The sequence below is a fragment of the Pelagibaculum spongiae genome (genome assembly GCF_003097315.1).
In the GTDB taxonomy this organism is placed as follows: Bacteria; Pseudomonadota; Gammaproteobacteria; order Enterobacterales; family Pelagibaculaceae; genus Pelagibaculum; species Pelagibaculum spongiae.
The window spans coordinates 93,516-115,096 of the sequence record NZ_QDDL01000013.1 but is presented as its reverse complement, the minus strand read 5'-3'; the positions used below and the strand labels follow the sequence as shown (position 1 = coordinate 115,096).

General features: G+C 42.3%; 17 protein-coding genes. 7 read left to right on the top strand and 10 right to left on the bottom strand.

Annotated elements, in window-relative coordinates; translation table 11 throughout:
* Positions 1-193: 193 nt before the first annotated feature.
* The 3 genes from DC094_RS20205 to DC094_RS20190 form a co-directional block, all read right to left on the bottom strand.
* On the bottom strand, positions 194-481 hold the full coding sequence (locus DC094_RS20205; protein ID WP_116688939.1) for a hypothetical protein: 288 nt from the start codon (positions 479-481) through the stop codon (positions 194-196).
* Positions 482-602: 121 nt separating this feature from the next.
* Complete coding sequence (locus DC094_RS20200; protein WP_116688938.1) at positions 603-2,951, bottom strand: AAA family ATPase; 2,349 nt, start codon at positions 2,949-2,951, stop codon at positions 603-605.
* Between the two features lie 580 nt (positions 2,952-3,531).
* A complete protein-coding gene (locus DC094_RS20190; protein ID WP_116688937.1) occupies positions 3,532-5,319 on the bottom strand; it encodes an NACHT domain-containing protein in 1,788 nt (595 codons plus the stop codon).
* Between the two features lie 379 nt (positions 5,320-5,698).
* Here DC094_RS20190 and DC094_RS20185 point away from each other — a divergent pair, with 379 nt between their 5' ends.
* Positions 5,699-6,649 (top strand): integron integrase, encoded by a 951-nt coding sequence (locus DC094_RS20185; RefSeq protein WP_116688936.1) that lies wholly within the window; start codon positions 5,699-5,701, stop codon positions 6,647-6,649.
* Between the two features lie 200 nt (positions 6,650-6,849).
* Here the strand turns inward: DC094_RS20185 and DC094_RS20180 are convergent, their stop codons facing one another.
* Both DC094_RS20180 and DC094_RS20175 read right to left on the bottom strand, forming a co-directional pair.
* On the bottom strand, positions 6,850-8,295 hold the full coding sequence (locus tag DC094_RS20180; protein ID WP_116688935.1) for a protein adenylyltransferase SelO: 1,446 nt from the start codon (positions 8,293-8,295) through the stop codon (positions 6,850-6,852).
* 239 nt (positions 8,296-8,534) lie between these two features.
* Entirely contained in the window at positions 8,535-9,164 is a 630-nt protein-coding gene (locus tag DC094_RS20175; protein ID WP_116688934.1) for a YgjV family protein, read from the bottom strand.
* A gap of 524 nt (positions 9,165-9,688) precedes the next feature.
* Between DC094_RS20175 and DC094_RS20170 the strand changes: the two genes are divergently transcribed.
* A complete protein-coding gene (locus tag DC094_RS20170) occupies positions 9,689-11,356 on the top strand; it encodes a putative transporter (RefSeq protein ID WP_116688933.1) in 1,668 nt (555 codons plus the stop codon).
* A gap of 152 nt (positions 11,357-11,508) precedes the next feature.
* Here DC094_RS20170 and DC094_RS20165 read toward each other — a convergent pair whose 3' ends face one another.
* A complete protein-coding gene (locus tag DC094_RS20165) occupies positions 11,509-12,102 on the bottom strand; it encodes a porin family protein (RefSeq protein WP_116688932.1) in 594 nt (197 codons plus the stop codon).
* 846 nt (positions 12,103-12,948) lie between these two features.
* Here DC094_RS20165 and DC094_RS20155 point away from each other — a divergent pair.
* From DC094_RS20155 to DC094_RS20135, 5 genes are all read left to right on the top strand, one after another.
* On the top strand, positions 12,949-14,481 hold the full coding sequence (locus DC094_RS20155; protein ID WP_116688930.1) for a Re/Si-specific NAD(P)(+) transhydrogenase subunit alpha: 1,533 nt from the start codon (positions 12,949-12,951) through the stop codon (positions 14,479-14,481).
* Between the two features lie 10 nt (positions 14,482-14,491).
* A complete protein-coding gene (gene pntB, locus DC094_RS20150) occupies positions 14,492-15,871 on the top strand; it encodes a Re/Si-specific NAD(P)(+) transhydrogenase subunit beta (protein WP_116688929.1) in 1,380 nt (459 codons plus the stop codon).
* Positions 15,872-15,952: 81 nt separating this feature from the next.
* A complete protein-coding gene (locus DC094_RS20145; protein WP_116688928.1) occupies positions 15,953-16,282 on the top strand; it encodes a hypothetical protein in 330 nt (109 codons plus the stop codon).
* Between the two features lie 192 nt (positions 16,283-16,474).
* Positions 16,475-17,185 carry a hypothetical protein gene (locus tag DC094_RS22315; RefSeq protein ID WP_178030942.1) on the top strand — a complete coding sequence of 237 codons (711 nt, stop codon included), beginning with the start codon at positions 16,475-16,477 and terminating at the stop codon, positions 17,183-17,185.
* Positions 17,186-17,434: 249 nt separating this feature from the next.
* Complete coding sequence (locus DC094_RS20135; protein WP_116688927.1) at positions 17,435-17,911, top strand: hypothetical protein; 477 nt, start codon at positions 17,435-17,437, stop codon at positions 17,909-17,911.
* 26 nt (positions 17,912-17,937) lie between these two features.
* Here the strand turns inward: DC094_RS20135 and DC094_RS20130 are convergent, their stop codons facing one another.
* The 4 genes from DC094_RS20130 to DC094_RS20115 all read right to left on the bottom strand — a co-directional run bounded on the left by DC094_RS20130 (position 17,938) and on the right by DC094_RS20115 (position 21,529).
* Positions 17,938-18,849: a radical SAM protein gene (locus tag DC094_RS20130; RefSeq protein ID WP_116688926.1), complete on the bottom strand. Its 912-nt coding sequence runs from the start codon at positions 18,847-18,849 to the stop codon at positions 17,938-17,940.
* A 106-nt stretch (positions 18,850-18,955) separates the two neighbouring features.
* Entirely contained in the window at positions 18,956-20,023 is a 1,068-nt protein-coding gene (locus DC094_RS20125) for a methyltransferase domain-containing protein (RefSeq protein ID WP_116688925.1), read from the bottom strand.
* A 116-nt stretch (positions 20,024-20,139) separates the two neighbouring features.
* Positions 20,140-20,880, bottom strand: a complete 741-nt coding sequence (locus DC094_RS20120; protein ID WP_116688924.1) for a TIGR04283 family arsenosugar biosynthesis glycosyltransferase — start codon at positions 20,878-20,880, stop codon at positions 20,140-20,142.
* Complete coding sequence (locus DC094_RS20115; protein WP_116688923.1) at positions 20,840-21,529, bottom strand: DUF2064 domain-containing protein; 690 nt, start codon at positions 21,527-21,529, stop codon at positions 20,840-20,842. Before DC094_RS20115 ends, DC094_RS20120 begins: the two co-directional genes overlap by 41 nt.
* Positions 21,530-21,581: the final 52 nt, after the last annotated feature.

Genomic DNA, 21,581 nt, shown 5'->3' with positions numbered 1-21,581 from the left:
CTGAAGGCTTATTCTCGTTAAGGGAAAGATGGATCACGCTTCACTATCCCAAGTGAAACGCCCTGTGCGGACCCGCATGCAGGGTGTTGTGGGGGCTGAGGGTTAGAGACCCTCGGCTACCCGATTATGTGCTACTTACGAGGCTATTAACAGAAGCCATTACTTCTATTGGAAGCAATGGCTAATAAAAAAGCTACACCGATTTAGGAGTTAAATTGGATGCTGCCTTACTGTCTTTTCTCTTTCGCGCCAAGCACCGATTTGTTGCTTCAGTGATAGGAGTTTCCCCACCTTTAACTCCTCTCATGTACATCAATGCTGCAGCAGCTTGCATGATAGATTGAGCCGACTCAGGATCGGCCATATCTTTAGTCATTTCTTGCACAAGTTCAGCATCAGTTATGCTATTTTTTTCTGCACGATCAAGAGCTTTAAACTCTTTTCTCGCTCGAGTTTGTTGCGTTTCAAACAGTTTTTGCATCAGAATAACCTCATAAATTCAGGTTTCGAAATTGAAGCCTGAACTTATGGTATTGGGTTGCATGATATATTTTTCAAGATTTATCTGATTTTTTATGCACATAACGGTTTATTATGTGCATCTACAGTTCATCATAAACAACAGTAATGACCTGTTCAGCTAGCGCTCTTGTGTTTTCAAGCGCGTCATCGCCAATTTCGTGCATAGGTGTGTTTAAAGTATCTCGAATCGCACTCAGGCGAGCTTCAAGTTCAGCAGTGATATAGCCCTTTTCCCTTAAAGCAACAGTGCAAACTGACAGGTCTGATTTCGCTTCACCAAGATCAATGAGCTGTTTCTTAAAACGATGACGAATTTCTCCCTCAAAGAAAGGTCGCAAGGTTGTGAGAATGTCGTTATTAGTTTCACGATTAACAAATGCTTTAATTCTGTCAAAAGCAACATCATGCTCTGTAGCCATCATGTCATCAATTTCAACGGCTTCTATCGAGCAAGTTTCAGCACCATGAACTAATTTTACCGATTTAGCGCACCGCCTGAATTTCTTCACAGCTTTTGCTGCCATTCCTTTATAGTGAGTCGTTAGTACAAGTTGTTTAATAGTCCGTTGCAGCTCATCCAGTTTATTGAGAATCAGTGCTATTCGTTCATTGTCAAAACTAGTAACAGGATCATCCAGCACTAAAATAGCCTTAGCTTTCTCCTCTGTTGGAAGAGACATCACCTTAGCTAAAAATATACAAAGGGCTAGCGCTCTGCGGTCTGACTCACTAAATACTGTATTAATCTTATCAGCAGAAATATCCTCACCTTTAAACTTAACACGAAGATCATAGATAACTTGTCTGCCGCGATTATTAGGTACTTTGATAATCTCAAAGTTACTTGAGCCGAGCTGACGAAACAGTCCATTTATCAAATCAAAGTAAGTATCTAAATACGCTGTTTGTGATTGTTCGAGCTTCTGCTTTTGTGCTTTATAAGTAGTATCTAACTCATTAACAGTTGCTAGCTTCTGTCTGTACTGAACACAAAGAGGCTCTAATGCTATCCGCTTTAGCGCCAAATTAGCTTGTGTTTGTTGTTGTGCAATTTCTGTCAATTGATGATTCAGCTCCACTTCATTAAGTGAGCCTTTATAAGCATTGAAGATAGCGTTAATTTGCTCTGCGACTACCCAATATTCATAGATAGCTTGATTATACGTTGTTGCTGCTGTGTTCAGTACATCGAAGGTAACGAGTTGAGCAGGTTCGTAGGGCGTAGTAAACTTTTGCTCTAGTCTCGGTATCCAGAATTCCGTTGCTTGCTGACTATTTGCAATAACGGCATCAAAAGAAGCGAGAATATCTTCATGCTTTTGTTCCAATGAAGCAGTTAAAGGCGCTAGAGCTTGATTGGTTATAATTTGAGGCTCCACATACAGCTCAAACACTTGTTTATTGGCTTGGTGTAGCTGAATAAGGTTTTCACGAGTATTTGGAATACTAAATGGCTGACGAAGGCCATTTAAAGTTTGTCTTTTTTCTCTGTTAAATCTATCAAACTCAGCATTAAAAGCCTGCTGGTACGCAGCGATTAGGCCTTGAGCATCAGCACTTAAAGCCTGCCCACAGAAAGGACAATCATCTTTTATTTGTGCGATACCTTGGCTAGCCCAACCTTTAAAAGTAGCTGAGTTGTTCACATGATTGCTCATGTGATTTTGCAGTGATACCAATGAATCTTGATGAACATTTTGAAGGCTAGATGCTAGTACAGCATTAATTGAATCAATTGCTTGAGCAAAGTTGACCTGTGTACCAACCGCATTTAGAACATTACGACGTTTGATTTTTTCGATATTCTGAATGGTAGTTGTGACTTGCAGTTTTGATTCGTCATGTGCCGCCACGTTAGTTTCTAACTGTTCTTTAGTCTCCGAAGGTAAAGCGGAGTTAGCATACGCAGGAGCATTACCCACAGCGTGAGTTATAAATTGCCCTTCAATATCAGAGAGAAGTTTTTTATCAGCACGAAGGTTGTTATTCATCTCAGCTAAAGCCGCAAACAAAGCGGTGTTACTCTCACCAAGAATAAAACTTGTCATGTTTTCAGAGTTTGGCCGCTCTTGCTTCTGACCAGTGATTACATTCCTATGTATAAAGCTTTGGTCAAAAACATATAAACCTGAACAATCAGGAGTTTTTACTTGCCACTGGCCGTTTTCGAATTTAGATGTAACATTACCTGTCGCAGTACCGAACATGAATTCAACTTTAGGCGGTTTAGTTGGGTCATTTGGTATGCTTTTTCGATGCATTATAAAATCAGGATCATCTTCTGCTAGTGAATGAATAACATCACAGAGGGTACTCTTACCATTTCTATTCTCACCATAGATAACGGTCACATCACCAAGATCTATTCCACCTGCAACGGTTTTGGTGAAATTGCCAATACCTTGTATTAGCTTTATTTTTTTTAACATCTAACACTTATCCTTAAGCCATCAATGTAAATTAACGGATTGAGAGATCAGTTAATTTATCTTAATCTGACCGAATTTACTGTGAGTTCGAAGTAGCGAAAGCACATAACGTGGTAGCAACACCGGTGAGCAAATGAGCCTGCGGCGAAATTTGTGATCCGGTGCCTGCGATTGTTATGTGAATTACTCATTTAAATGCAATTAAGTAGCTAAAAAAGCAGGCTATAGAAAACCAAATTATTAGAATAGTATTTCGATGTTTTTCTGAATCGGGCCTCGCAGGGATATCCATGAAATGAAGATACTTCATTGGGCGCCCTAGCAATTTTTCAACAAAAAATTTTGCCAACACAGCCCACAAGAACGCTACAGCGTAGTGCTCAAAAGCGCCTCCGTCGTCAGCAAAGTAGAAAATACCAGCTGACATTAGCAAAAATACAAATAGACCGATACTAAACAAATAACTACCTTTCACATAACGCCCTGTTAACAGGCTAAATAAAGTTGGCTAGAATAAGCGACGAAGGAGCAAAAGCCAACTGTATTTTGTCCTTGTTTAACAGCTTGTTAGGCAAATATTTTAAAAGGGTAAAATAGCATCAGTTACTTTGTCTGATATTTCCAAATCTGCCTCTAAATTTAAAACCTCGTCTTTAAATGAACTATTCTCAAACTTTTTGGAAAGATACTTAGTCACTTCTTTTTGTATTCTGTTTTCTTTAAAAAACTTATCAATAACTATTACATAGTCGCCATCCAAGTCTTGAGAGTCGATATAATCTGGTTCATCACAATAAGATAGAAACTCAGCGAGCATCAACGTTTTACCTTGTAAGTATGAGTTTATAGCTTTTTTTGCAAACTCTGAATATCGAACGTATAAAACAGAAGACAATGTATCTCCCCAATAAAAGTTCTTTAGCTTACCTGATTCATCTATTCGTACTTTTGAATCACTACCTACTAATTTTATTAGCGAAGGATAATTTATATTAATGCTTGAGTTATCATCTAAACAAAGTGCATTTTTCTTATACGGGATAAGGAAATATTTTGTGTAATTTCTTTCATCAATAGTTTCAAGAAACGATAGAGTGTTTTGCCATTTTCTAAATTCATTAAAATCATTGATAACTAGTTTATAAAAACCTATTTTACGATCTTCACTAAGCATTGAAATAAATACTGAAGCAAAATACTCTTGAATACTTTTATGAGTGAAAGAGAATTCATTAAAACCATCTCGAACGATTAGTGCAGTAATACTTGTTATATCGTCAATTAAACGATCTTCCAAATTTTCTGGGAGTCCGTCCAATTTTGCAGAATTATGTAAATAATCTTGAAATAAATAGCTGGGAAATCTAGTGTTATTATCGTTCAAAGATAAAAAACTTAAGGAGTTAAATAATCGTTGCATTTGATAATCGGTTAAGCCAGCCTTTCTTTCTCTCTCAAAACCCATTTTCATTCTATCGTGTCTATAAAGCATTGTTGGGAAAATTAAACTGTAAAACTCAGAAAGGCTATCTGGTTTAAACTGTCTTGCATTATAAGTAATAGTGAATAAGGTAAGTAATAAAGCTGTAGTAGTAACTTCAGAGATAAAGTCACTATTTGAAAGGATTGTATTAATACTTTCTGCTTCTTTATCTGATTTATATAAGTGGTTTACAAATTTCTTTTGCGTATCAAGTAACATAGGGCTTATTTTTCGTTTAGAAAAATAAAATGAAGATCCCATACCAGAATCTGGTCTTGATGACACAACTATCCGTAATTCAGGATAAGTTCTTACTATTGTTTCTAACTCTCTCGCGATTCGGGTTCTTTCGTTATTTGGAACCTCATCAAAACCATCTAAGAATAAAACTATTTTTTCTGACTTCGCCAAAAAATCAAATAGAGAATTATCAAGTTTAACTCCTAGATCTTCGATTGCTTCCATTAACTCTTCTTTGAGCTTTTTCTTATATCCCAAATTTCTAAATTCGATAAAAATAGGGATATAATTACTTCCAGCTCCTTCTTTGATGCAAAGTTTTCTAAGGTATAAAGATTTCCCTTGCCCAGGGCCTCCTTCGACTAGAACTTGTTTAGTACCAAATTGACTAAAGGATTCAATTTTTTCACCGTCAAAAAGTACAGCTTCATCAAAAAATATATTATTTAAATTTACGATTGAATCGGGATTTAATATGGTTTTGACTTGTCCTATTCGTTCAACATTATCTTTAAAGGACTTAAGCTTACCAATAGCGAATGCTTCAGATATTTTTTCTTGAACTTTACCCTTGGCAGACTTCAACAAATCATCAACAATACCATCGAGACCACCAGTTGCTTTTTTTATTATATCGTCAATCATAACGGCTCCATGTAGGTTGAGGATTTCACTATTTGCCTAACAGCAACCTATACCGCATTTTTGCCGCATAGTCTTATATAAATATGAAAGACAAATTCCGCTTTAGCTCGCCGCTAGGGCTTTACTCTGGTGGCTTGCTTGCCTTTTCATGGCTTGCTGGCGACGATATATTTTGATTCCGTGTATGTCAATTGATTGAACTATCGACAAAATGCTGCTGAACAGAGGGGTTTTGAAAAAAACACATTAACTCATTGAAATAAAATAGTTACTTTAAGGTTTGCTCAATCGACATATACGGTTAACTTTTGTTGAGTTTGACATAATTAGACACTGTATCTATATACAGCTATCTTGTTTTCGTTTTGTCAGGTGCAGTATGCGATTACAGCAGCGTTATTGCGAAGCCGTTCGCCAAATGAACTATTCCTATGCGACTGAGAAAACTTACTGGCAGTGGATTCGCCAATTCTTGCTGTTTCATAAGATGCGTCATCCAGATGACATGGCTGAAGCTGAAATCACCCAATTTCTGAGTCATTTGGCAATAAAGAAAAATGTCTCAGTTTCAACGCAACAAATTGCGTTAAATGCCCTTGTTTTTTTATACCGCCACGTTCTTAAAAAACCAGAACTGAAACTTGATGCCTGGCAACGTCCAATGCGCCCTAAAAAATTACCGGTGGTTTTTTCCCGAGCGGAAGCCAAGCGCGTTATTAGTTACCTGACTGATGCACCATTGGCTGTAGCGCTACTTATGTATGGTGCGGGGTTGCGACTGCAAGAAGTCTTGCGCTTGCGGGTTAAAGATATTGATTTTGATCGTTTTGAAATAACAGTAAGAGAAGGAAAGGGTAATAAAGATCGTCGTACTATGTTGCCGAATCAGGTTGTTTCTTTGTTGAAGACAGCGATAAAAAATTCTGAAAAACTGCATCAAGAAGCATTGGAAAATGGAGTTGAGTTTGTTCACCTTCCATATGCTTTAGCTCGGAAGTATCCTAATGCTGGAAAGGAACTGGCTTGGCAATATATTTTTGCCAGCAAGCAACTTAGTAAAGATCCCAGAAGCGGAAATATTGGTCGGCACCATATTGATGCTAGCTGCATTCAAAAAGCGGTGAAGCAGGCGGTGTACCGTGCGAGGCTGAACAAACACGCCAGTTGCCATACCTTCCGGCATAGCTTTGCTACCCATTTGCTTGAAAGCGGCTATGACATTCGCACGGTGCAAGAGCTTCTTGGTCATAGCCATGTGAACACAACTATGATCTACACCCATGTACTGAATAAAGGTGGGCGCGGTGTCAGAAGTCCGCTGGATTTATAACGTATTATTCTAGATTAAATGTTTATTTAAATTGTTGAAGTTGTGGGTAGTAATTAACTGGCTGTTGTCCTTTTTTTCTGACATGCTGCATCGTCCTGACGCTAGTTAATGCTGGGTTTCACCCCGCCAGAAATTGACGGGGTTCAGGTTGAATAGAGGTGATGTTTTTCCAAATTATAGTTACCAGCCTTAATCAGGTTTTAAGAAGAGCAGCTAATTTCCATATGTTTTCCTTGCTGAGGTGGCGGCATACTGAAATGGCTAAGCTCGGCACGTACTTCAAAAGGTCGGCTGACAGCTTCAAATAATTGCTGTACTACTGAAAAATCACCAGCTTCAGCTGCTTCTATTGCTTGCTGGCAGTACCAGTTACGCAGTACATATATTGGGTTTTTCTGTGCCATTACTGCCGCTGCAGTGGTGTGCGTGCCATCAATGGCATGTTCAAGCATTGCCCGGCGATAGTCGTCGAGCCATTGCAAGGTTGCTGGGTTTTCAAGGTCGAGGGTCAGCGATGCCTGCTTGGCTTCGGGTAGGTCTTGTTCTACCCATAAAGTCAGCTTGCGAAAGAAAAAATGATAATCGATTTTTTGTTCGGTAAAAATATTTAATAAACCACTAATTAACGGTGCTATTTCAGGCGTATTTATATTTAGTCCTAATTTATGAGTTATTAATTGTAAATAATGTTTTCTTAAATGCGTTTCATATTGCTCTAACGCTGCTTTTAATTGTTCTGGCTCACATAGTGGCGATATTGCGGCGGCCAGGCATTGTAAATTCCACATGCCAATGGCTGGCTGGCGATCAAATGCATAGCGGCCTTGGTAATCGGAATGATTGCAAATATAACCCGGTTGATAATCATCGAGAAAAGCAAAAGGGCCGTAATCGAAGGTATCGCCAATAATCGACATATTGTCGGTGTTCATAACGCCGTGGCAAAAGCCTTGTGCCTGCCATTGGGCAATTAATTTTGCGGTGCGGCTAACCACAGCTGAAAAGAAACCATGGTAATCGTCTGCAGTCACTTCAGGGAAATGTTGCTTAATGGTGTAGTCGAGTAATTCTTTTAATAAATCATGTTGCTGGTTAAAGCTGAAGTATTCAAAGTGACCAAAGCGGATATGACTGTTGGCGACGCGTAATAGCATGGCACCGGTTTCGGCCGTTTCACGAAATACATGGCTTTGGCTGTTGGTCACTGCCAATGCGCGAGTAGTGGCAATGCCCAAACCATGCATGGCTTCAGAGCAAAGAAATTCACGAATAGAAGAACGTAGTACCGCGCGGCCATCGGCATGGCGGGAGTAGGGGGTTTGTCCGGCACCTTTTAAATGCAGGTCATAGCTTTGATCATCGGTGGCGATGATTTGTCCGAGCAATAAACCACGGCCATCACCTAATTCAGGGTTCCAGCCGCCGAATTGGTGGCCGCCATATTTCATTGCCAGAGGTTCGGCTCCTGGTGGCAATGCTTGCCCTGAGCAGAGTTCCAGCCACTGTTGCTCCGAAAAGGTTTCTTTAGAAAGCTGTTGCGCCAGCGTTGAATTAAAAACCATCATTTGAGCATGGTTTAATGGCTTGGGTAGTTGGCAGTGATAAAAAGCCGGGTTTAATGTAAGGAAATGATTATTAAAATTCATACTCAGACTTTGGTAGATGCAGCTAGGCTGAGCTTAATTGAATTGTCTGGGCAGGTCGAGCTTTGGGCCGAGGATGCCGCGTAGTTAGATGGCTGGTTAGCGGATAAAGAGAAAAAGGTGACAAGCTAGATAGCTGAACTATTTTGCTGGCTCAGGCTGCGCTGTTTATATATTTTCCAGATATAAAAAAGCCGAAGTTGTAATGGAGCAACTTCGGCTTTAAATAGATTGTCGCTGAATTAAGCCAGTTTCAAGCTGTAGTCGTTACCGTCACGGGCAAAACCCATGTTTTCGAGATAGCGATCGTGGCCAACGCTGCCGCTTTTACAAGTGACTAATTTAATCCCTTGCTTGGTAAAGAAATCAGCATTTTCTTTGAAAATATACTGGCCGGCTTTTAAATCACGGTATTGAGGGAGTACGAAATCCAGCTCAACATCTAATGTATCTTTACCACTGCGGCTACCGATAAATACACCTGCCAATGCCAGATCACGGTGAATCATCATTGAAATAGTTTCTTTTTGGCTGGCTTTTTCAATATCAAAGCTTGGAAATAGTGCTTTTACATCCGTGTTATTGAACTTCAAAAAAGCATCTAAATACTTATCGTCAAGGTCGATGTCGAGATAGCTGAAGTGAGCCTTCTCGTTATACATCTTCCACAAATAATAAATGTTTGCACAAGCAATGAAGTAGTTCAGGGCAGCAACCGGGGTCGCACCAATTAATACACCGTAGGTTCCGAAACAGGATGCACCTAACAGGTTGAGCCAGCGCAATCGAACGATAGAGTTCATCGTCAGACTGATGCCGGTGATAATAGAGGCTACATAGCCAAAAATTTCTAACCAATTCATATCGAACATTTTGATTTAACTTCTGTGAGAGGAGTTTAGACCGGGTTACTAGCTAATATCGGTAAACCAGATTGCCTGCCGAAGGTATCGCAAACAGCTCGTCAGTTTGCAATACCGAACAACTGTTCGGAATTTAGCGTTAACGCATTTGACCGATCAGGTTCGTTTAGGTGCAGGGAGGAAAGCCGCGTAATGTGCCAGAGTGGTTACTGATTGTCTAGATTGATAGGATGAATTTCGTATCAATCTTTGCCTACGCACAAGGTTTTGGCGTGCATATAGCCAAGCTTCTTTAAAGGGTGCTGAATCCTGAAGTTTGCAGTGGTTTGGTCAAGGTGCTTACAGAGTTTCGGAAGTTGTATCAATTTTTCGAGTGTGAGCATTTGTTATGATTGGCCTGATCAATATCGATCATTCAACGGATCTCCCGTTGTCTGCTTTTTCTTTTTCGTAAGGCGACACCCGACTGAATGCTTCAGAAGGGAGAGCCGTCCTGCGCGCTTTTTAAACAAGACGCATATTAGGCAGGGATTATGAGTCAAATAGCGACATCCTTGGTGATTTTATCGCTAGTAGCGGTCATTGGACTTTGGATTGGTAATTTTAAGATACGCGGAATGGGCCTAGGAATAGGTGGTGTTCTGTTTGGCGGCATCATTGTCGGCCACTTTGTCTATCAAAATCAGATTGAACTGAATATGGAATCGCTGCATTTCATTCAGGAATTCGGTTTGATTTTATTCGTTTACACCATTGGTATTCAGGTCGGCCCTGGCTTTTTTGCCAGTTTGCGCAGTTCTGGACTGAAGTTGAATGCGCTGGCTGCCAGTATTGTGGTGTTGGGTTGTGTGGTTGCTGTTGCGGTTCAGCAGATTTTTGATCTGGAATTGCCGGTAATTCTTGGTATTTATTCCGGCGCAGTCACCAACACACCTTCGCTTGCGGCAGGCGGACAAATTCTTGCTGAATTAGGTGCCAGTAGTGAAGCCTTGACGGTTCCAGGTCTGGGCTACGCAGTGGCTTACCCGTTTGGTATTTGCGGTATTTTACTGACTATGTCTTTGGTGCGGCTGTTTTTTAAAATCAATATTGATAAAGAAGCAGAGCAATTTGAACACCAGAACAGTAAATCAGGGCAAGCACTACAAACACGCAATTTACGAGTCAGCAACCCGAATCTGATTGGCATGGCGCTATCTAATGTGCCGGCGCTGAATGATGGTGAAGTGGTGTGCTCTCGCTTAAAGCGTGGCGAGAATTTAATGGTGCCCAAGCCCGATACTTTGTTGGCAGAAAACGATCTGATTCATTTAGTCGGTAAAGATGAACTGCTGGATAAGGTTCAAGTGGTGGTGGGTGAGCCGGTTGATGAAGATTTAACCACCCATGGTTCAACCATGAAGTCGATTCGTGTGGTGGTCACTGAAGAAAAAATTCTCGGTAAAACGCTCAATGAATTGGGTATCAAACAGAAATACGAAGTGGTTGTTTCTCGTTTGAACCGTACCGGTGTTGAGCTAGTGCCTAGCCGAGATATGTCACTGGAGTTCGGTGATATTTTAAATATTGTCGGTACCCAGGAAGATTTGGACGAGGTGAGCAAGTTGGTGGGCAATGTCCGCCGTAAGCTTCAGCAGGTTCAGATGATGCCAATTTTCATTGGTATCGGACTCGGCGTGTTACTCGGTTCTATTCCGTTTCAACTGCCGAATTTGCCGGCACCATTAAAGCTGGGTTTGGCAGGTGGACCATTATTAGTGGCGATTATTCTGTCGCGGATTGGCAGTATTGGCCGCTTGTATTGGTTTATGCCGCCCAGTGCCAACTTGGCATTGCGAGAAGTTGGCATTGTACTGTTTCTTGCAGTGGTGGGTTTGAAATCGGGCGCTCATTTTATGGATGTGCTGGTGGGTGGTGATGGCTTAATGTGGATGCTCTATGGCATTTTTGTCACGCTGATTCCATTGATGATCGTCGGTATTGTTGGTCGCTGGTATCTCAAACTAAATTATCTGACATTGTGTGGAACGCTGGCAGGTTCAATGACAGATCCACCGGCGCTGGCTTTTGCCAATAGCCTGCATCCAACCAGTGGTGCTTCTGCATTGGCCTATGCCACGGTTTATCCGCTGGTGATGTGTTTGAGAATTCTCTCGCCGCAGATTATGGCGATTTTACTTTGGTCTGCAGGGGCAGGTTAAGAGACGGTGCTAAAAAAACGGCCAACTGCAGCAATACAGTTGGCCGTTTTTTTGTTTCTATAACCGTGGTACTTGAAAGAGCGGATACATTGGCTGCTCTAGCTTACCTTAGTCACTTAAATTGTGAGCTTAAAGGGCTTGATTTGCTGGGACTAGAAATCTAGCTGAATCCCAATAAAGCCACCTTTAATTGTTTCGTCTTCAACCAAGCCGTCAAATCCATCTAACTCAATTTTATTATATCGATAACCAGCAGTAATGGTTGTTAGCGGTAAAATATGGAAACCGACCGCCGCAGAAAGATCGATAAAATCGCCATCTTTTTTGCCGATAGAACCTCGAATATAAGCAGATAAATCATCAGCATCGGGCAATAATTCAATGTCGGCTATCAGCATCGGCGTATAGCCATCAAAAGACTGGCTTAGAATTCGGCTATTGTTGTACTGGCGTAATCCGCCACCTAAATCTAATGAAACCAGATCGTTATCTAGGATTTCATAATATAGCCAAAAGTCACGGGCGCTTATTTCGGTGTTGCTGTCATCTGCGGAGAAACCACTAACCGCTAGGTTAGGAAGGAAGGGCAGAGGGTGTTCGAACTGAAGATTAAGGGTTTCTACATTGCCTTGATCGGCTGTGAACCAATAGGTTGCGCCGATTTTTGCTCCAATTACATCGGCTTGTACGCCGCTGCTGACGCTAACAAGACCAGCTAATACAACTGCACTTATTTGTGTTCTCATAAAATTCCTAAATATTGCTCAGTGGTGAAAATATTGTTTTGTTGTCGAATCGGCCGAGTTAGCTGCTTATCGATCAGTTAAGTATTTTGATAATAGCAGGCAGTTCGCTGCAAGTATCTCTAGACAGTCGGCTATAGATAACAATCCTAAATAAACGGTGATTGCGGCTAATAATCCCAGCTTTCAATAACAATCTATTGGTATGAATATTTTCAAGAATAGTTAGTAATGTCTGTAAGGAAAACTTTTTGATAGATCCTTGTTTTTTCCATGGAGTTAGTAAGAGCGCAATATTGGATTGCAAGATAGCAAAGATGGTTTTCATTTTATCAGTAATCAATGTAATTAAGCTGTTGATATTCATCTTTAAAGACGATTGTTTTGGCTGAATCGATTAATTCTGCTGGATTGAATCTAAAACAGAAATAGTAGGCGAGTTAAAAACATTTATAGCAGAAGTAGTTGGAGTGAAACGCAATAAGAATAGAAATCTCTCAGAGCTTTTAACCGTCGTGATTAGTTATATCAACTAAGGCTCAACTGCTGGTAAATTTCGATCAACAGTTTAGGTTTGCTGGGTTGTTAGCGACATTTTTTTGCGAATTTAGGGTCAAACTCGTGTCTTTTGCGTGCAACCGTCGTTTGAGCTGGTAGTATTGGAAGCCTGTCATGGCGGGCTGGTTCAATAACTGTTGTTTATAGACCTTAATAGATGAACTTGAAAAGTTCGGGCATAGGGTACTTTAGGTGACAGGTGATTATATAAAGCAACCCGCCTTATAAAGGTGAATCCGCCGACAGGTGTTCAATCTTTTTTTTTCTGGTCAGTTACGTCAGGACTTCTCCATGCTGATAGGTATTCCGAGAGAGAGTCTCGCTGGTGAAACTCGGGTCGCTGCGACCCCAGCCACCGTCGAGCAGCTGCAAAAGCTAGGCTTTACCATTGCCGTAGAAAGCGGTGCCGGTGAAGCTGCCAGCTTTCAAGATGCAGCCTATGAAAATTCAGGTGCTTCTATTTCGCCAAGCGCAGATGTTTGGCAAGCAGATATGCTGTTTAAGGTAAATGCACCAAGCGATGAGGAAATTGCAAAAATTCGGGAAGGGGCAACCCTAGTAAGCTTTATTTGGCCTGCTCAAAATGCCGAATTAATGGAAAAGCTTGCTGCTCGAAATATTACTGTGTTGGCAATGGACTCGGTACCGCGTTTGTCGCGTTCCCAGTCAATGGATGCTTTGTCATCTATGGCCAATATCGGTGGTTATCGTGCTGTCATTGAAGCTGCCCATGAATTTGGTCGTTTCTTTACCGGTCAGATTACCGCTGCAGGTAAAGTGCCACCGGCTAAGGTTTTGATCATTGGTGCGGGTGTTGCTGGTTTGGCTGCGATTGGTGCTGCAGGTAGCTTGGGTGCGATTGTTCGTGCTTTTGATACCCGCCCAGAAGTTGCAGAGCAAATCAATTCAATGGGTGCAGAATTCCTCGAGCTAGATTACGAGGAAGAAGACACCGGATCTGGCGACGGTTATGCCAAGGAAATGTCTGCAGCATTTATTGAAGCTGAGATGGCATTGTTTGCTGCGCAAGCAGCAGAAGTTGACATTATTGTTACCACTGCATTGATCCCCGGCCGCCCAGCACCGAAGTTGATCACTGCTGAAATGGTTGCATCGATGAAGCCAGGTTCTGTGATTGTCGATATGGCAGCACAAACTGGCGGTAACTGTGAGCTGACAGTTCCTGGTCAGAAGCACGTTACTGAAAACGGTGTAGTGATTCTTGGTTATACCGACCTACCTGGTCGTTTGCCAACCCAGTCTTCGCAGCTATATAGCTCGAATCTGGTGAACTTGATGAAGCTGCTGTGTAAAGAAAAAGACGGCACGCTAGACATCGATTTCGAAGATACCGTGGTTCGTGGTGTAACGGTGATCCGTGAAGGCGAAGTCACTTGGCCTGCACCGCCAATCAAAGTTTCTGCGGCACCGCAACAGCCCAAGTCTGAGCCTATTGCGCCGCCAGAACCGCCAAAACCTATGGCTCCTTCTAAGAAGTACGCCATTATGGCTGGTGTTGGTTTGACCTTTGCCTGGTTAGCTGATGCTGCGCCGACTGAATTCCTGTCGCATTTCACCGTGTTCATTTTGGCATGCGTGGTGGGTTACTACGTGGTGTGGAATGTGAGTCATTCGCTGCACACGCCGCTAATGTCGGTAACCAATGCAATTTCTGGCATCATCGTCGTCGGTGCATTGCTACAGGTTGGCTCCGGTGGATTTGTTGTTGGCTTATTGGCATTTATTGCCATTTTGATCGCAAGCATCAATATCGTCGGCGGTTTTACTGTTACTCAGCGCATGCTGAAGATGTTCAGGAAATAGGGGCAATATTATGTCTGAAGGATTGATACAGGCGTCCTATATTGTTGCCGCCTTGCTGTTCATTATGAGTCTTGCTGGTTTATCCAAGCAAAATACCGCCATGGCGGGTAATACATACGGCGTTGCTGGTATGGCGATCGCATTGATCGCTACTATTGGTGGCGCAGCTGGTGGTGGCGGTATTGTACTGACCTTGCTGGCAATGGCGATTGGTGGCGCGATTGGCGCCAAGCTGGCATTAAAAGTCGAAATGACGGAAATGCCAGAGCTGGTCGCTATTTTGCACAGTTTTGTTGGTTTGGCTGCAGTTCTGGTTGGTTATAACAGCTATCTGGACCACGGTGTAATGGAAGGCGTATTGCTGACTATTCATCTAGGCGAAGTATTTATCGGCGTATTTATCGGTGCAGTAACCTTCACCGGTTCAATCGTTGCGTTTGCCAAGCTACGTGGCCTGATTAAATCGACGCCTCTGGCATTGCCACATCGTCACAAACTCAATTTAGCTGCGGTGGTTGTTTCACTGTTGCTGATGAAGTGGTTTGTTGGTGCTGATGGTGCGCTGTTCCCATTAATTTTGATGACCTTAATTGCATTAGCCTTTGGCTGGCACTTAGTCGCATCAATTGGTGGTGCAGACATGCCAGTTGTTGTTTCAATGCTGAATTCCTATTCAGGTTGGGCGGCAGCGGCGGCAGGTTTCATGCTGGCCAACGATTTGTTGATTGTCACCGGTGCATTGGTAGGTTCGTCAGGTGCGATTCTTTCTTACATCATGTGTAAGGCAATGAACCGTTCCTTTATTAGCGTTATTGCTGGCGGATTTGGTACAGATGGCGCTGCTCCAACGGGTGATGAAGAAGTTGGTGAGCACCGTGAAACGTCTGCTGAAGACGTTGCAGAAATGCTCAAAGATGCCACTTCTGTCATTATCACTCCAGGTTACGGTATGGCAGTTGCGCAGGCTCAGTACCCGGTATACGAAATGACCGAAGCATTGCGCAAGCGTGGTGTCACAGTTCGCTTTGGTATTCACCCGGTTGCTGGTCGTTTGCCCGGTCACATGAACGTATTGCTCGCAGAAGCCAAAGTACCTTATGACATTGTTCTGGAAATGGATGAAATCAACGAAGATTTCCCAGAGACAGACGTGGTGCTGGTGATTGGTGCTAACGATACGGTGAATCCAGCTGCGCTGGAAGATCCATCCAGTCCAATCGCTGGCATGCCAGTATTGGAAGTTTGGAAAGCTAAAAATGTTGTCGTATTCAAGCGTTCTATGAATACTGGTTATGCTGGGGTGCAAAACCCATTGTTCTTTAAAGAGAACACCGGCATGTTGTTTGGCGATGCCAAAGACAGCGTAGAGAAAATCTTTAAAGCGATTTAATCGTTAAAAGATCATCTCTTGGAAAGGCCGCGAAAGCGGCCTTTTTTGTAATTTTTCATGATGAAGAAATAGGGAGCCACTGTGACCGACAAAATTTTAATTAAGTTATCCGACCGGATTACTGAAGCACACACCAGAATTCAAAAAGATTTTGAGCAGCTTAATCCAGTGGTTGGCTTGAGTCGTGGTATGCGTGCTCAGGGCATTCCAGCTGATGCAATCACCATTGACTGTTTGAAAAGCAAAAAACGGATCATTCTGATATTGCATGACCATCAGCAGGAAATTGTCAGTTATCAGCGCTCATTTAAAGATCAAGATCCTTCGGATAAATTTGAGCAGGTTTCGTATGATGAGCTGACTGCTGAAACTTTATATTGTTGGATTAAAGATTATTTTCTAGAAAGCTAGAGATAGACAGTTAGTTCCGCTTAGTTTTTGAGCGTGAACAATCTTATTTAGTCAATTTGATGCAAAGGCCATTGACCTCAAATGGCATCTAATATTAAGTTGCGCGTAGTTTCCGGTATTTCCTGGTGGTTAATTTTAATTAATGATTCAGGTCAATTAAATTATTTGCAGCAATGCTGCAGGCAGGTTTTTATGCGCAAATCAAATCGATTACTTTTAGTTTCAGTCATGGCTTCTTTGATGGGAGTTAGCTCGCTGCAAGCAGCAGAAAATTTAAGCACAATCTGCGCTTCTGGTAAGCAAGTTCGTTTAATCGAAGTGATTTATCCCACAGGAAAAGTGGTTCCTTGTGAAGTGCAATATACCAAAATGGAAAATGCAGGTGCTGAAGTAAGCAATACGCTTTGGAAAGCCCAAAATAGCGTTGGTTTCTGCGAAAAGAAAGCAGCAGAATTTACAGAAAAACAACGGGGTTGGGGTTTTAACTGCAGCACGGTTGAACCGGTGGTAATTAATGAGAATGCCCCAGTTGGTGAATCATCTGATGCTGTTGGTGATACTAAAGGCCTCAGTGTCAACCAGATTGCCATTGAAGTTTTGGTTAGCGAAACCGTAGACGTTATCAATAATCCAAATGACGTATCAGAAGTTAATTCAAGTGGTGAATCGGCCGCTGTTTCAGCTGACAAGCCGACACAGATTCAGCCAATCGAAGCAGATACCACTTCAGATACTCAATCAAAGGTGAGTGATGATAACTTGCTGCAAGTTGAAGTGGTTGATGAGCAAGTACAAACAAAGCCTGCTGCAATGGAAACGGTGTCTGTTTCTAATCAAGCAGCTGTTAATGGTAAGGCGGCGGATGCTGAAGAAATCTCGCTTCAGTCAGAACAAATTCAATAGTTTGTATAGATAGTACTGCTTCACTGGGGTTTGTTTACAAGCTCTGGTGAATGCTCGAAAATAAAAATCCATAATGTCAGTTTTTCATTTCTAGTAGTTTTCTTGCTTTATTTATAATAATGTTTTCATCTATAAGTGAGCTGGTGCACATTGCATTGGTTCTTTTTGTATTGGCTAAAGTAACAGTTGCTAAAGTAACAGTTTGAAATTAAATATTTTAAAATGACAGCTGTGCGTTTTAGTTAATTATTGGAAATTATTGATAAGGCACTGGTTGTGAATAAATCAAAGATTTTGTTAGTGACATTTTTTGTACAAATATTATCTAACCAGGGTTTAGCCAATGAAAATCTAGTCAGTGAAGATTTAACTATAAGTTGCAATTCTAGTTTGCAAACGCACCTCATCCAAGTTGAATTCCCATCAAATGAACCGCTGCCTTGCCGCCTTATATTAAAGATAGATCAACAGGCAGATGTACTATGGACAGCAAATTATCAGCAGGGATTCTGCGAAAAAAAACAATTAAAATTGGTAAAGAAATACCAAGCAGAAGGTTTTGTATGCCAAGCAGGCAAAGTAGAACTGAATGATTCTGAACTAACAGGTGTTATTCAAGACAATCGATCTGTTCGTGCTGTTGTTACAGAAAATTCTCTGGAAGGCTCTACAAATCAACCGACAAAGCCTGCTGTTTCCCTACCCCGAGTGATTCGTTTGAAGTAGTAGAGATTCAAGCAGGCCTTTGCCTATCACATCTCACTACAAGATGAGCCAAATTTAAAGCAGCTAAAGCAGCGGTGATGTTTCATTGAAATCCGCTGTTCTAGGCTTTCTTTCAAAGTGCCGCCTTGGTCGTAATCTGGGTCGTCGTCGACTAATGTGCAGGCATAAACACGCATTTCACCTTTGTCTTTCACCACCATTTTTGAAAAGGCGCACATGAAAGATTGGCGTGTTTGTTCATTTTGGTAGGTGGTCATGCAATGCTGCGTTACATAGGGCACTTCGGCATGAGCGCCGGGTAATAAAAAGTCAGGGAAGGCGACTAGGTGTAAATCGGTTGGTAAGCCGTAACGTTGAAATATGTCGGCAAATGCCTGTTCTATCTCTTTAGCATTTTCATCAGGTTTCATCTGTCTGGCGACTGAAATATGAAAGCCTAAATCAAACAATGCTTTTAAACCTTGCAGGGCTTTATCGAAATTACCTTCGCCGCGGCCTAGGTCGTGTTGTTTTTCATCTGGAAAGTCGATGCTGACTCGAAATGAAACGGGGTGTTTGCTTTTTGCTAGGTCGTTTAATTGGTCAATTCTTTTTAATAATGCATCGGTGCCGTTAGTTAATACCAAGCAAGGTCGAGCATCTGCCGCATATTCGAGAATTTTTACCAGATCTTTTGCTAGAAAAGGTTCGCCACCGGTAAAAGAAAACTGTTGGACGTCCAGCTCGATCGCTTCATCGATGAAGGGTTTGGCGTCGTCAAACTTAATCAATTGCAGTCGGTTGTCGCCCGGTTTGGAACCTTCGAAGCAAAATGGGCATTCTAGGTTGCAAGCAGTTCCGGTATGAAACCATAGTTCTTTAATTCCGTGGGCGTCGATATAGCCGCGCGGATCTCCGTTGGGTGTAAAAAACCAGTCTTTTGTTTTAATTGTTTGCATAAAAACCGCTAATTTAATAAATGCTTAGTTGTGCAGCGCAAGATGTTGTTAACCCATATTTCTGGCGAAATTTCCGCCAGAAATATAATGGGTGCTTTCTAATTACCTAGCAGCAACCACCGCCAGAAGAACCGTCGGCTGATTCAGCTGTGGCAAATGGCATTAAGGTACCGCAGTCGGCATAAATACCGTAGTGGTTGCTAAAGTCGCCGATAAATTCAAAGAATTCAGCAAAACGGGTGTCATGCAGCATTTTCCAAGTATTGCCACATACTGGGAAGATTCTGTTCTTATCGATCAGGTGATGGTTGTCGAGAGCGAATACATTTTCATGGTTTTCAATGCCACCACGGTAAATCACTGCTTGACCATAATCTTCGCAGTGACTTTCAAGGCCTTCTAATTTAAACAAGCGCCATGTCGCTGAGAAAAAGCCAATGTGACCAATCTTTTCTTCGATTGCTTCATTGGCAATGGTGATCGGGCGATCTTCCACTAGGCGTGGATCGCCAAAACCTGCGCCTTTTGCCAGGTTAATAAAATCATTCCAGTAAAGCGCACCCGATAAACACTCACCGTGTAACACGGGGTCGGCAACCAATTCTGCTGAAACTCTGCGGTCGGAATAGACATCTGAGAAGTAAATTTCTCCGCCAGGTTTTAATAATTTGTAAGCCTGTTCTAAAACAGCTGCTTTATCTGGGCACAGGTTGATGACACAGTTAGAAACGATGATATCAAAGCTGTTTTCTTCAAGGCCGAGTTGGTCTAACTGTTCTAGATAACCTTTAACAAACCGCACATTGGATTTTTGATAGCCAAATTTTTCTTTGTGCCAGTCAACATGGCGATTAGCAACTTCCAGTTGTTGATCGGTCATATCAACACCAACCACTTCACCTTCTTCACCGACCAGCTGTGCCAATACATAACAATCACGGCCACTGCCGCTGCCCAAATCGAGAATCCGACAACCTTTTAACTGCTCTGGTGCCACCAGTCCGCAGCCGTAATAACGGGTCATTACTTCATCGTGGACATTGATTAAGGCGGCTTTCAACCAGCTTGGTGGTTGGGTGTCAGTACAGCAGGCGTTGGTTTGCAAATCGAATGACGATTGCAGGGTTTCACCGTAATACTCTTGGGTTTGCTGATGTTTGTTATCAGTGCTCATGTATGTGGTCTCTTATCTTTGGAATCACTTGCCGCAAACTTAGAGCGCGCAAGTGATAAAAAATTCATTGGGTTTTTCCGTGCTGGGTTTCTAGCGATAGTTTTCAACTTCAATTTTCAACTATGTGTTTTCCAACTACGGTACCAGCTGGCTAACCGGTGGGGGCTGACACCTAGCATGTAAAGCAATGCAAAAGCTCTATTGAGAATGATTCTTTTAACCCAACCATCGTGCTGCCAGCGGCGGGCATCAACACCAATGGTTTGCTGAAGCGGTAGAAATTGCCCCAGCTGACGTAGTCGCTTAACCAATCGAACTTCTTCAAATAACGGTAAGTGTTCAAAGCCATCGGCTTTTAAATAGTCTGACTTAAGGCAAAACAAACCTTGGTCACCGTAAGGAATGCCTTTTTTGCAGCGCCAGTTGGTCATTTTTTCAATCAGGGTTGCTAGCCAGCCATGTTGCCCGATAAAACTGAATTGAAACCAGCCGCCGTTTTGCCCATTAGCAATCGCAATATGGATCAGTTCTATCGCGTTTTCAGCCAGTTGGCTGTCAGCATGAACAAACCACAGAATATCGCCGGTCGCCTGACGCGCCGCTAAATCTAACTGGGCGCCTCGGCCAGGCTTGCTGGCAAGCCAACCGGCTGAAAATTGCTGGCATATCTGCTGGCACTGAGGATCGGCAGCGCCATCGCACACCAGAATTTGCTCTGGGCGATGGTGCTGCTGTTGTAGTGACGTTAACAATTGCAGCAGGGCAGAATTATCCTGATAAACCGGCACAATTAATGTCAGGCGGGTTTTAAATGGGCTAATGGCTTTTTGTTCCCTGTTCTTCGGCAACTTGTTCAATTAGCGAAACCAAATTTTTTCGTGCTGGTGACATACGGAGCTGCAAGTGTGATTTTACTGCCAGTAAATCGGATAAGTGATCGACATCTGAAAACATCGGTAAACAAGCAACGGTTAATCCTTTGGATTGGCACAATGCGAATATTTCTTCCCTCAGTGTTCGAGTGCTCCATGGCAAGTTTTGCAGGTCTGGCCAAGGCTGCTTGCTGGCCATTAAGTAAACACCGCCATCCATCGCTGGGCCTAATACAATATCGGCATTAATTAATAATGGAATGACAGCGTGGAATATATCTGGAGTGATCGATGGGCAATCACTTCCGATAATAATCGTTGTCTGGTGGCCTGCATTTCTGGCGTTTAAATCAACCTGCTGTATTTTTTGGCCAAGATTGCCTTCTAATGGCTGGCTGATAATTTCCACTTGGCTATGGGTCATTGTGCTAGCCCAAATTTCATCAGCTGGTGATGAAGGTGACAAAATCTTCGGTCCATGCCATCCATTAAAATCTTCCATTGCGCAACTATGTAAAGCAGTTGCTACCTTAAAGGCAGTGGTTGGGTTGGTATCTTTTGCCAATCGTTGCTTTCCAACCCCCAATGAAGGCCGTTTGCAGAAAAGTATTAACGTAGGATCAGTGTTTTGCATTTAGACTCTAACCAAATTGTCATTAGTTACTGTATCGGAATTTACCTTAGTG